This is a genomic window from Streptomyces tirandamycinicus, assembly GCF_003097515.1.
In the GTDB taxonomy this organism is placed as follows: Bacteria; Actinomycetota; Actinomycetes; order Streptomycetales; family Streptomycetaceae; genus Streptomyces; species Streptomyces tirandamycinicus.
This window is the reverse complement of sequence record NZ_CP029188.1, coordinates 3041881-3053606: the sequence shown is the minus strand read 5'-3', so window position 1 is coordinate 3053606 and position 11726 is coordinate 3041881. Positions and strand designations below refer to the sequence as shown.

The window sequence follows — 11726 nt, the reverse complement described above, 5'->3', positions numbered from 1 at the left end:
GGCACGAGCACGAGCACAGGCACGAGCACGAGCACACGTACGAACACGAGCGTGAGTACGCGCACGGTCGTCGAGAGCGAGGAGTGTGCCGCGCTGCGTGCCGCGGTCGCCGCCCTCGGGAAGCGGCACGGCCGCGACCACGACCGCGAGGCGCTGTGGGCCGAGGCCGCCAAGCTCGGCTACCTCGGGGTCAACCTCCCCGAGGAGTACGGCGGCGGAGGCGGCGGCCTGGCCGAGCTGTCCATCGTGCTGGAGGAACTCGGCGCCGCCGGCTGCCCCCTGCTGATGATGGTGGTCTCGCCCGCGATCTGCGGCACCGTGATCGCCCGCTTCGGCACCGAGGAGCAGCGCCGGGCGTGGCTCCCGGGCCTCGCCGACGGCACCCGCACCATGGCGTTCGGCATCACCGAGCCGGACGCCGGCTCCAACTCGCACCGGATCACCACCACCGCCCGGCGCACGGACGACGGCTGGGTCCTCTCCGGCCGCAAGGTGTTCATCTCCGGCGTCGACATCGCCGACGCGACCCTGATCGTGGGCCGTACCGAGGACGCCCGGACCGGGAAGCTGAAGCCGTGCCTGTTCATCGTCCCGCGGGACGCGCCCGGCTTCGGCCGTTCCCCGATCGACATGGAACTCTTCGCCCAGGAGAAGCAGTTCGAGCTGGTCCTCGACGACGTGGAACTGCCGCGGGACGCGCTGGTGGGCGAGGAGGACGCCGGTCTGCTCCAGCTGTTCGCCGGGCTCAACCCGGAGCGCGTGATGACGGCCGCGTTCGCGATCGGCATGGGCCGCTACGCGGTGGCCCGCGCCGTGGAGTACGCCAAGGAGCGGCAGGTCTGGAACGCGCCCATCGGCGCCCACCAGGCCATCGCCCACCCGCTCGCCCAGGCGCACATCGAGCTGGAGCTCGCCCGGCTGATGATGCAGAAGGCCGCGGCGCTCTACGACGCCGGTGACGACCTGGGCGCGGGCGAGGCCGCCAACATGGCCAAGTACGCGGCCGGTGAGGCCTGCGTCAGGGCCGTCGACCAGGCCGTCCACACACTCGGCGGCAACGGCCTCACCCGGGAGTACGGCCTCGCGTCCCTGGTCACCGCTGCCCGGGTCGCCCGGATCGCCCCGGTCAGCCGCGAGATGGTGCTGAATTTCGTGTCCCATCAGTCCCTGGGTCTCCCCAAGTCGTACTGACGGGGGGATTCTGGCGACCAGGACCTGGCGACCTGGCCACGGCCCGGCGACCTGGCCACGGCCCGGCGACCTGGCCACGGCCCGGCGACCTGGCCACGGCCCGGCGACCCGGCCACGGCCCGGCCGCCACCCGGCCACCGCCCGGCCACCATCCGACCGCGAAGGGGCTGCCATGGTGATGCACAGCGAGTACGCGGACGTCCCGTCCCTCTCCGTCCCCATCCACGAGGCCGTCCTGGGCCGGGCGGCCGGGTACGGCGACACCGTCGCCCTGGTCGACGGGACCGGCGGCACGACGCTCACGTACGCCCAGCTCGACACGTACCACCGCAGGCTCGCCGCGGCGCTCGCCGACGCGGGCGTCCGCAAGGGCGACGTGCTCGCCCTGCACAGCCCCAACACGGTCGCCTACCCGGTGGTCTTCTACGCCGCCACCCGCGCCGGGGCGTCCGTCACCACCGTCCATCCGCTGTCCACGGCGGAGGAGTTCGCCAAGCAGCTGGGCGACTCCTCCGCACGCTGGATCGTCACCGTCTCCCCGCTGCTCGAAGCGGCCCGGCGGGCCGCCGAACTGGTCGGCGGGATAGAGGAGATCTTCGTCTGCGACGAGGCCGAGGGCCACCGGTCGATCCTCGGCATGCTCGGCTGCACCGCCCCCGAACCCGATGTGGCGATCGACCCCGCCGAGGACGTCGCGGCCCTGCCGTACTCCTCCGGCACGACCGGCGTGCCCAAGGGGGTCATGCTCACCCACCGGTCCATCGCGACCAACCTGGCGCAGCTGGACCCCGTCATCCCCATGAAGCCCGGCGACCGCATCCTCGCCGTGCTGCCGTTCTTCCACATCTACGGCCTCACCGCGCTGATGAACGCCCCGCTGCGCAACGGGGCCACCGTCGTCGTGCTGCCCCGGTTCGACCTCGACCAGTTCCTCGCGGCGATCGAGAAGCACCGGATCAACGCCCTGTACGTGGCCCCGCCGATCGTGCTGGCGCTGGCCAAGCACCCGGCGGTGGCACGCTACGACCTGTCGTCGCTGGAGTACGTCGTCAGCGCGGCGGCGCCGCTCGACGCCGGGCTCGCCAGGGCCTGTTCGGAGCGGCTGGGGCTGCCGCCGGTGCTCCAGGCGTACGGCATGACCGAGTTGTCGCCCGGCACCCATGTCGTGCCGCTGGACGCCGAGAACCCGCCGCCCGGCGCCGTGGGCAAGCTGCTGCCCTGCACCGAGATGCGGATTCTGGCGCTCGACGACCCCGGCCGGGACGCCGCGCCCGGCGAGGAGGGCGAGATCGCCATTCGCGGTCCGCAGGTGATGAAGGGCTATCTGAACCGGCCCGACGCCACCGCCGCCATGATCGACGACGAGGGGTGGGTGCACACCGGCGACATCGGCCGCGTCGACGACGACGGCTGGCTGTTCGTCGTCGACCGGGTCAAGGAACTCATCAAGTACAAGGGCTTCCAGGTCGCCCCCGCGGAGCTGGAGGCCCTGCTGCTCACCCACGAGGGCATCGCGGACGCGGCCGTGATCGGCGTGTACGACGACGACGGGAACGAGATACCCAAGGCGTACGTCGTACGGCAGGCCGCCGCGCCCGATCTGACCGCCGACGCCGTCCTGGCCCATGTCGCCGGGCGGGTGGCCCCGTACAAGAAGATCCGGCGGGTCGAGTTCGTCGACGGAGTGCCCCGGGCCGCCTCGGGGAAGATCCTCCGCCGTGAACTGCGCGACCGGGAGACCCGGCGTAACCGGCACAACGGGGAGTACCGGGCGGACCCTGCGAAGGAGACCACGTGACATCCACCGGCAACGAGACCGTCAAGGCGGCGACCGCACGCGGCATCACCACGCTGACGCTGGACTCGCCGGCGAACCGCAACGCCCTGTCGGCGCGGCTCGTCGGGGAGCTGGCCGACGCCGTGGCCGAGTGCGGTAAGGACCCCGCCGTACGGGCCGTCGTGCTGACCCACACCGGCGGCACCTTCAGCGCCGGAGCCGATCTGAAGGAGCCCCCAAACCCGTACACCTTCGTCGCGCTGCTGCGGCGGATCGTCGAACTGCCCAAGCCCGTGGTGGCGCGGGTGACCGGCCGGGTGCGGGCGGGCGGCCTCGGCCTCGTCGGCGCCTGCGACGTCGCCGCGGCGTCCGCCGGGTCCGACTTCGCGTTCACCGAGGTGCGGATCGGGGTGGCGCCCGCCGTGATCTCCCTGCCGCTGCTGCCGCGTCTGGAGCCCCGGGCGGCCGCCCGCTACTACCTGAGCGGCGAGCGTTTCGGTGCCGCGGAGGCGGCCCGGATGGGACTGCTGACGGCGGTCGCCGAGGACGTCGACGAGGCCCTCGCGCCGGTGCTCGACGGCTTCCGCAGAGCCTCACCGCAGGCCCTGGACGCGACGAAGCAGCTGCTCACGGCTAGGGTGCGGGAGACCTTCGACCGTGACGCCGAGGACCTCGTCCAGCGCTCGGCTTCGCTCTTCGCCTCGGCGGAGGCGCGCGAGGGAATGACGGCCTTCCTCGAACGACGGGACCCCGCATGGGTGTTGTGACCTCCCCCGCCGGCTCCGCCAAGGAGCCCAAGCAGGACCGCAGCCGGGCGACCCGGCAGCGGCTCCTGGAGGCCGCGGTGGCCTGCCTCGCCGAACGCGGCTGGGCGGGCTCCACCGTCTCGGTGGTGGCCGAGCGGGCCGGGGTCTCGCGGGGCGCGGCACAGCACCACTTCCCGACCAGGGAGGACCTGTTCACGGCGGCCGTGGAGTACGTGGCCGAGGAGCGCTCCTCGGCCCTGCGGTCCCTCCCCGGCCAGAGCCGGGCGGCCGTCGTGGCGGCCCTGGTCGACCTCTACACCGGCCCGCTGTTCCGGGCCGCACTCCATCTCTGGGTCGCGGCCTCCAACGAGGAGCAGCTGCGCGGCCCGGTCACCGAACTGGAGGCGCGGGTCGGCCGGGAGACCCACCGCATCGCGGTGGAGCTGCTCGGCGCGGACGAGACGGTGCCGGGCGTGCGCGAGACCGTCCAGGGGCTGCTCGACATGGCCCGCGGCCTGGGGCTCGCGAACCTGCTGACCGACGACGCGGCACGGCGGAGGCGGGTCGTGGGGCAGTGGGCGCGGCTGCTGGAGGAGACGCTGGGGGGAAACGTATCTGCATACTGATGGTATGCAGATGTGGGGTATCGTGGGCCCATGGCCGAGACGACTCGCATCACGGTGACCCTCCCCACCGCCGACGTGGAAGCGCTGAAGAAGCTGACGGACAACGTGTCCGCGTACGTGGCCGAGGCGGTGGCGCGCAAGATCAGACATGAGCTCCTCGGTGAGGAGCTCAGGCGGTATCAGGATGAACACGGTGCCTTCACCGAGGAAGAGCTCGCCGAGGCCCGTGCGGAGATCGCCGCAGTGCTCGCTCCTGACCCGAGTGCGAGGGCCGCTTGAGTCTCGTCGCCAACACTCTCGTCCTGGACTCGGAGGGTCTGTCGGCCTGGATCCAGCAGGATCGCACGGTTGAAAGGCGCATCCAGATCTTCTACGAACAGGAAGCCACCCTGGCTCTCTGCGCGAACACCATCATCGAGGCCACCCGCGCCGGAACCAGCATTCCCCGCCTGAACTGGCTTCTCTCCCGCGTCAAGGTGGAGCCCGTCACCGAGGAGTCCGCGAAGGCCGCCGCCCGGCTGCTCAAGGACGCCGGACTGCACGGTCACAAGTACGCCATCGACGCGACCGTCGCCGAGATGGCGCTGCGCCAGCCGGGCCCCGTGGTGATGATGACGTCCGATCTCGACGACATGGCCAGACTCTGCGGAGACCGGATCCGGCTCATGGGCATCTGACCGGCGGACCGACCGGGGCGCCGAAGTCTTCACGCGGCCGGTGCCCGGCCCCGCGCCACCGGGCTGCGGGGCCCACCGCCGCCGGTGCCCGGCCCCGTTCAGACCGGGGTACGGCCCGCCGCGTGCGGCCTGGTCCGGGCGGAGCCGTCGCGCCCGCCCGGCGGCGGTCATCCGGTGCGCCGGTGCCCGGCCGGTGCCGGACCGTGGCCCGCCCGTGGCCCGCCCGTGGCTCGGCCCGGTGACCCGGTCCGTGGCCCGGCCCCGCCCGGCGGGCGAACCTGCCCGCGGGCCCTGTGACCCGGGTCACGACAGCTCGGCGGTCCCGCGTCGTACCCTTGCCCCATGCTTCCGCTCGTTCGCCGCCGCCACGTGGACTTCCTCCGCGTCACGAGCATGGGCTGTCGGGCCCACCTCCGACCCACGCCCTGATTCCACCCCACCCGGCCCACCCGGCCCACCGGCCCCGCCCCACCCCGGCGGACGCCGGCGGCACCCACCCCCGGTCACCACCCCGACCGCCGGCCGGGACACCGAAAGCGGACGCACCCATGTCTCCTTCGCAGCACCTCCCGCAGCATGCCTCGCCTGCCTCGCGCGACCTCTCCCAGCTCCCGGTCATCGACCTCTCGGCGGCCGGCCGCGGCCCCGAGGCCCGCGCCGATCTGCACGCCCGCCTGCACAGCGCCGCCCACGACGTGGGCTTCTTCCAGCTCGTCGGCCACGGCGTCACCGCGGCCGAGACCGACGCCCTGATGCGCGCGATGCGCGCGTTCTTCGCCCTGCCCGAGGCCGAGCGGCACGCCATCGACAACGTCAACTCGCCGCACTTCCGCGGCTACACCCGCGTCGGCGACGAGCGCACCCGCGGCAGCCGCGACTGGCGCGACCAGCTCGACATCGGCGCCGAACGCGCCGCGCACATACCCGCGCCGGGTGAGCCCGCCTACTGGTGGCTGGAAGGCCCCAACCAGTGGCCCGCCGCACTGCCCGAGCTGCGCACCGCCGCGCTCGGCTGGATCGACCGGCTCAGCGCGGTCGCGCACCGGCTGCTCCACGAGCTGCTCGCGGCCATCGGCGCCCCGCCGGACTTCTACGACGACGTCTTCGGCGACCGGGCCCATCTGCACCTGAAGCTGGTCCGCTACCCGGGCAGCGCCGGCGACGGCGCCGGCCAGGGCGTCGGCGCCCACAAGGACTACGGCTTCCTCACCCTGCTCCACCAGGACCGGATCGGTGGCCTCCAGGTGCAGCGGGAGGACGGGCTCTTCCACGACGTACCGCCGCTGCCCGGGGCGTTCGTCGTCAACCTCGGCGAGCTGCTGGAGGTCGCCACCAACGGCTACCTCGTCGCCACCAACCACCGCGTGGTCAGCCCGCCCGGTGCCACCGAGCGCTTCTCCGTGCCGTTCTTCTTCAACCCGCGGCTCGACGCCCGGGTCGCCCCGCTGCCCTTCCCCCACGCGGCGGACGCCCCCGGGGTCACCACCGACCCGGCCAACCCGCTGTTCGCGGAGTACGGGCGCAACGAGCTGAAGGGCAAGCTGCGGGCGCACCCGCTGGTCGCCGCCCGGCACCACCCGGATCTCGTGGAGCGAGCGGCGGCCTGACCGCGGGCACTACCGCCCGGCGGTGTCGGCGGTGTCGGCGGTGTCAGCGGCGGCGGCGATGGCCGCGATGTCTGCGTAGCCCTCGATCGAGCGCGGGTCGCGCGGACCCGGCCCGATGTAGCGGGCGGACGGGCGGACCAGCCGCCCGGTGCGCTTCTGCTCCAGGATGTGCGCCGACCAGCCCGCCGTGCGGGCACAGGTGAACATCGACGTGAACATGTGCGCCGGGACCTCGGCGAAGTCCAGCATGATCGCCGCCCAGAACTCCACGTTCGTCGCCAGGACCCGGTCCGGACGGCGGTTGTGCAGCTCCTCCAGCGCGGCCCTTTCCAGCGCCTCCGCGATCTCGTAGCGGGGCGCGCCCAGCTCCTTGGCCGTCCGCCGAAGGACGCGGGCGCGCGGGTCCTCCGCCCGGTACACGCGGTGACCGAAGCCCATCAGCCGCTCGCCCTTGTCCAGGGCCCTCTTGACGTACGACACCGCGTCGCCGGTGCGCTCGATCTCCTCGATCATGCCGAGCACCCGGGACGGCGCACCGCCGTGCAGCGGGCCGGACATGGCGCCGACGGCGCCGGAGAGCGCGGCCGCCACGTCGGCACCCGTCGAGGCGATGACCCGGGCGGTGAACGTCGAGGCGTTCATGCCGTGCTCCGCCGCCGACGTCCAGTAGGCGTCGACGGCCTTCACATGCCTGGGGTCCGGCTCACCGCGCCAGCGGATCATGAAGCGCTCGACGACCGACTCGGCCTTGTCGATCTCCCGCTGCGGGACCATCGGCAGGCCCTGCCCGCGGGCACTCTGTGCCACGTACGAGAGCGCCATCACGGCGGCCCGGGCCAGGTCGTCCCGTGCCTGCGCCTCGTCGATGTCGAGGAGCGGCTTCATACCCCAGACGGGGGCGAGCATGGCGAGCGCGGACTGGACGTCGACCCTGATGTCGCCGGAGTGGACCGGGATCGGGAACGGCTCGGCGGGCGGCAGGCCGGGGTTGAACGCCCCGTCCACCAGCAGCCCCCACACGTTCCCGAAGGAGACGTGGCCGACGAGGTCCTCGATGTCGACACCGCGGTAGCGGAGCGCGCCGCCTTCCTTGTCGGGTTCGGCGATCTCCGTCTCGAACGCGACGACTCCCTCGAGTCCGGGTACGAAGTCGGACATCAGGCGGCTCCTCAGGATGGGTGGCGGGACAGGCTTCGGCCCGGGTGGGGTGACCACCACGGTGATGCCCCGTGCGGAGCGTGGTCACCCGCTCCGCTTCGTGGGGAGGCCACAGCGGCCCAGCGCACGATTTTGGCCGTTCCCACCGATGCGGGGAAGCGTGACATCCGGCACAGTGCGCCGATCCGCTCCGGAGGATTGGCGGCACCCCGTGCCGGGAAGAATGGGCCAGGCTCCGAACGGGTGACGCGCGACCGGTGAGCCGGGCCCGCGCGACGGGTGACGGGTGGGGCGCGACAGGTGAGCGGCGGCCGCGGCCTCGCCGCCCGGGACCGCCGCGACGCGTGGTCCGGAAGGGCGGGAAGCCCCCGGCGGCCCGTGCGGCAGGATGATCCCGTGACCGACGCCCTCGACCCCGCAGCCATGCGCGAGCACTACCGATCGACCCCGCTCGACGAGGCGGAACTGCCCGCCGAGCCGATGGAGCAGTTCGTCCACTGGTTCAAGGACGCCGCGGCCGGGCGGCTCCACGAGCCCAACGCCATGATCGTCTCCACGGCCACACCCGACGGCCGGCCGTCCTCCCGGACCGTGCTGCTGAAGCACTTCGACGACCGCGGCTTCGTCTTCTACACCAACTACGCCTCGCGCAAGGGCCGGGAACTCGACGCCAACCCCCATGTCTCGCTGCTCTTCCCCTGGCACCCGCTGACCCGCCAGGTCGTCGTCACCGGCACCGCGGCACGGGTCGGCCGGGACGAGACGGCCGCGTACTTCCGCACCCGGCCGCACGGTTCCCAGCTCGGCGCCTGGGCGAGCCCGCAGTCGTCGGTGCTGGCGTCCCGCGGGGAGCTGCTGCGGCGGTACGAGGAGCTCGCCGGCCGCTACCCGGCCGGTGAGCAGGTGCCGGTGCCGCCGGAGTGGGGCGGCTACCGGGTGACGCCCGAGACGGTCGAGTTCTGGCAGGGCCACGAGAACCGGCTGCACGACCGGCTCCGGTATGTGAGGGTCCCCGGGGAGCCCGGCGGCTGGCGAGTGGAGCGGCTGGCGCCGTGAGCCGGGGCGCCTGCGCCGGGTCCGCTGGCACCGGGGCGCCTGCGCCGCGGCCGCTTACGCCGAGTCCGCTTACGCAGGGCGCGGACCTCGGCGCGCGGACCTCAAGGCGCGGACGTCGGCGCGCGGACCCCGGCGCGCGGACCTCGGGGCCCGGACATACGGGCGCCGCCCCCGGGAGCGCGGAAACCCGCGGGCTCGGGTCCCTCCGAGGAGGAAGCCGGCCGGACGTACCGGCGAGCCCGCGGGTCGGTGACTGCTTGGATTTCGGCAGAGGCCCTGCCGAGGTGCACGAAGGTGCGACGACGGGACCTAGCCCGCAGCCACCTCTCGCGTCCGGAATGCCTTCATGTTCCGAATCACCTCCCTTCTCGAGGAAACCCACACTAGGAACCCGGCGAGCGCGGCTCAACCTCTTTTCGCCAGGGCGACGATTTCCGGGAAATCGATGTGTTCTGAGTCACGTTCCAGTTGAATGATCGGGGGTGCCGCTTTGCGGAGGGCGGCACCGGCCGAGGACACGTCCTGCAGGGGGTGCCAGGATGAGTGCTTCCAGAAGCGAGGCCACCAGCGCGCTGGGACCGGACGAGCCGGAACGGGACGGCCCCGGTTCCGATCTGCTCGCGGCGCTGCTGGACGGCATGGACGCCGCGCTCTGCGCGTTCGACGCCGACGGGGTGATCACGCACTGGAACCGCGAGGCCGAACGGATCCTCGGCTGGTCGCCGGAGGAGGCCGTCGGACGGCGCGGTTTCGCCGGATGGGCGGCTCGGGCAGCGGACGCGGACGAGGTACGGGGCCGGCTGATGGCCGCGATGACCGCGCCGGGCCGGCAGGTGCACGAGTTCGCGCTGCTGCGCAAGGACGGCGGGCGGGTGCTGGTACGGACGCAGTCCGCCGGGGTGCGCGGTGCCGACGGCAGGCCCGCCGGGGTGTACTGCGCCTTCAGCGAGGTGCACGCCCAGATCGACCTGGAGCGTTCGATCGCCCTGAGCGAGGCGCTCTTCGAGGACGCGGCCTGGGGGGTCGTGCTGGTGGACGTGGACCTGCGGCCCGCGGTCGTGAACCGGCACGCGGCCCGGATGCTGGGCTCCGGGGGGCGTACGACGCCGCTGGGACGCCCGCTCGGGGAGCTGATCGTGCAGGGCGTCGAGGAGGTGGAGGGCGCGCTGCACCACGTCCTCGCCGACGGCGCGCCGGGCGCGCTCGTGGAACTCTGGCTGACGGTGCGCGGCGAGGAGGGCGAGCGGCGCAGGTGCTGGCGCAGCGGATTCCTCAGACTCGCCTCGCCGCTGGCCGAGGAGCCGGTTCCGCTGGGCGTCGGCTGGCTGTTCCAGGACGTCACGGAGGCCAGGCTCGCGGAGCAGGAGGCGGACCGGCTGCGGTTCCGGTTCAGCCAGCTGCACCGTGCCGCCCGGGCGGCGGCCGAGTGCGAGGACCCGATGGAGGCGGCGACGACCCGGCTGGACTTCGCCCTCGCCGGCTTCGCCGACCACGCCCTCCTCGACGTGCTGTCGGAGGACGGCGAACGGCTGGTGCGGGCGGCGGCGACGCCGTCGGGCGCCCCGGGGCCGGTCGCCCGGATCACGGGAGGGGGCATCCCGCTCCGGTATCCGCACGGGCACCCGGCACTCCAGGCGATGGACCGGGTCGGCTCCGTCCGCACCAGTACCGGCGGGGGACCGGGCCGCACGGAGAGCTGGGCCGTGGAACGCCGATGGCCGCGCGACGCGGTGCACGCCCTGTCCACGGTGCTCCGCAGCCGCGGCCGCACGCTCGGGGTCGTCACCTTCCTCCGGTCCGCGAACCGCCCCCGCTTCGAGCGCCCCGACGTGGAGTACGCGGAGAGCGTCGCGACGCACGTGGCCACGGCGTTGGACCTGGCGCGGGCGCGCGGCGGATAGCGCCCTCGGCGGGGCCGGGGCCGGGGCTCAGGGGTTCCGCGGTCCGGCCCCGCGGGCCGGTTCCGGGCCGGTGGTGGCGTGAGGTGTGCCGGCCCCGGGCGCCGACCGGTGTCAGCGGCGGTAGAAGATCCGGTCCGCGTACTCGGTCATGACCCGGTCGTTCCACTCGTGGCCGCCGTCCACGTTCCCCGACCGCAGCAGCGGCGGCTGGACGCCCCGAGCGGCCAGTTCGCCCGCCGCCGCGGCGACGGTCGCCTGCATCAGGGCGCTGGTGACGATCGTGGAGGCGGGTGCGAACGGGGCCTCGACGCCCTCGGCGGTCAGCTCGGCGTCGCCGACCGCGATCTTGGAGTCGAGGACGATGTCGCAGTGGTCCCTGAGGTACGTGCCCGTGGCGTGTCGGGACTTCGTGCCGGTCGCGTACGCCACGGACGTCACACCGATCACCTTCAGGCCCAGTGCCCGCGCGTTCAGGGCCATCTCGACGGGCAGGGCGTTGCGGCCGGACAGGGAGACGACGATCAGTACGTCGCCGGCGCGGGCGGGGCTGGAGTCGAGTACCGCGGCGGCGAGGCCGTCGACGCGCTCCAGCGCGGAGCCGAGGGTCGCGGGCATCACGTCGACACCGACGGCGCCGGGGACGGCGAGCAGGTTCATCACGGCCAGGCCGCCCGCCCGGTAGACCACGTCCTGGGCGGCGAGCGAGGAGTGGCCCGCGCCGAAGGCGAAGATCCGGCCACCGGCGGCGACCGTGTCCGCGATGGCCGCGCCGGCGGCGGCGATGTTCGCCGCCTCCTCGTCGCGCACGCGCTCCAGCAGGCCGATCGCGGCGTCGAGGAACCGACCCGCCAGTGTGTTCCCGCCCATCGCGGCGCCCCTTCCCGTCGTGTCGCGGATCACGTTGCGGTCTGGACCATTCCCCTGTCAATACGGGTTCCACGCAGTGTCGGCCCGGTTGTCGGCGGCATGCGTCAGAATTGAGGCAGG

11 protein-coding genes are annotated in these 11726 nt (G+C 73.4%); 9 read left to right on the top strand and 2 right to left on the bottom strand.

Annotation, left to right across the window (positions count from 1 at the left end; all coding sequences use genetic code 11):
- The first annotated feature begins 51 nt into the window (after positions 1–51).
- The 7 genes from DDW44_RS13455 to DDW44_RS13425 all read left to right on the top strand — a co-directional run bounded on the left by DDW44_RS13455 (position 52) and on the right by DDW44_RS13425 (position 6624).
- Positions 52–1191 carry an acyl-CoA dehydrogenase family protein gene (locus tag DDW44_RS13455; protein WP_026281629.1) on the top strand — a complete coding sequence of 380 codons (1140 nt, stop codon included), beginning with the start codon at positions 52–54 and terminating at the stop codon, positions 1189–1191.
- 172 nt (positions 1192–1363) lie between these two features.
- Positions 1364–2989 carry a 4-coumarate--CoA ligase family protein gene (locus DDW44_RS13450; RefSeq protein ID WP_108906591.1) on the top strand — a complete coding sequence of 542 codons (1626 nt, stop codon included), beginning with the start codon at positions 1364–1366 and terminating at the stop codon, positions 2987–2989.
- Positions 2986–3735 (top strand): enoyl-CoA hydratase family protein, encoded by a 750-nt coding sequence (locus DDW44_RS13445; RefSeq protein WP_108906590.1) that lies wholly within the window; start codon positions 2986–2988, stop codon positions 3733–3735. The genes DDW44_RS13450 and DDW44_RS13445 overlap by 4 nt, the downstream gene beginning before the upstream one ends.
- Positions 3723–4340 (top strand): TetR/AcrR family transcriptional regulator, encoded by a 618-nt coding sequence (locus DDW44_RS13440; RefSeq protein ID WP_026164991.1) that lies wholly within the window; start codon positions 3723–3725, stop codon positions 4338–4340. Before DDW44_RS13445 ends, DDW44_RS13440 begins: the two co-directional genes overlap by 13 nt.
- 30 nt (positions 4341–4370) lie before the next feature.
- Entirely contained in the window at positions 4371–4619 is a 249-nt protein-coding gene (locus DDW44_RS13435; RefSeq protein ID WP_017946088.1) for a hypothetical protein, read from the top strand.
- The gene (locus DDW44_RS13430; protein ID WP_108906589.1) at positions 4616–5017 is read left to right on the top strand and encodes a PIN domain-containing protein; all 402 of its coding nucleotides are present in this window, start codon (positions 4616–4618) and stop codon (positions 5015–5017) included. Before DDW44_RS13435 ends, DDW44_RS13430 begins: the two co-directional genes overlap by 4 nt.
- Before the next feature lie 548 nt (positions 5018–5565).
- Positions 5566–6624, top strand: coding sequence for an isopenicillin N synthase family dioxygenase (locus DDW44_RS13425; RefSeq protein WP_108906588.1), 1059 nt, complete (start codon positions 5566–5568; stop codon positions 6622–6624).
- 9 nt (positions 6625–6633) lie between these two features.
- On the opposite strand, the gene DDW44_RS13420 is transcribed toward DDW44_RS13425, so the two are convergent.
- Positions 6634–7782 (bottom strand): citrate synthase 2, encoded by a 1149-nt coding sequence (locus tag DDW44_RS13420; protein WP_108906587.1) that lies wholly within the window; start codon positions 7780–7782, stop codon positions 6634–6636.
- Positions 7783–8178: 396 nt separating this feature from the next.
- Here DDW44_RS13420 and pdxH point away from each other — a divergent pair, with 396 nt between their 5' ends.
- Entirely contained in the window at positions 8179–8838 is a 660-nt protein-coding gene (gene pdxH, locus DDW44_RS13415; RefSeq protein ID WP_037756159.1) for a pyridoxamine 5'-phosphate oxidase, read from the top strand.
- Between the two features lie 539 nt (positions 8839–9377).
- Entirely contained in the window at positions 9378–10739 is a 1362-nt protein-coding gene (locus DDW44_RS13410; RefSeq protein WP_108906586.1) for a PAS domain-containing protein, read from the top strand.
- Between the two features lie 111 nt (positions 10740–10850).
- On the opposite strand, the gene DDW44_RS13405 is transcribed toward DDW44_RS13410, so the two are convergent.
- Positions 10851–11606, bottom strand: a complete 756-nt coding sequence (locus tag DDW44_RS13405) for an SIS domain-containing protein (RefSeq protein ID WP_108906585.1) — start codon at positions 11604–11606, stop codon at positions 10851–10853.
- Between the last annotated feature and the right edge of the window lie 120 nt (positions 11607–11726).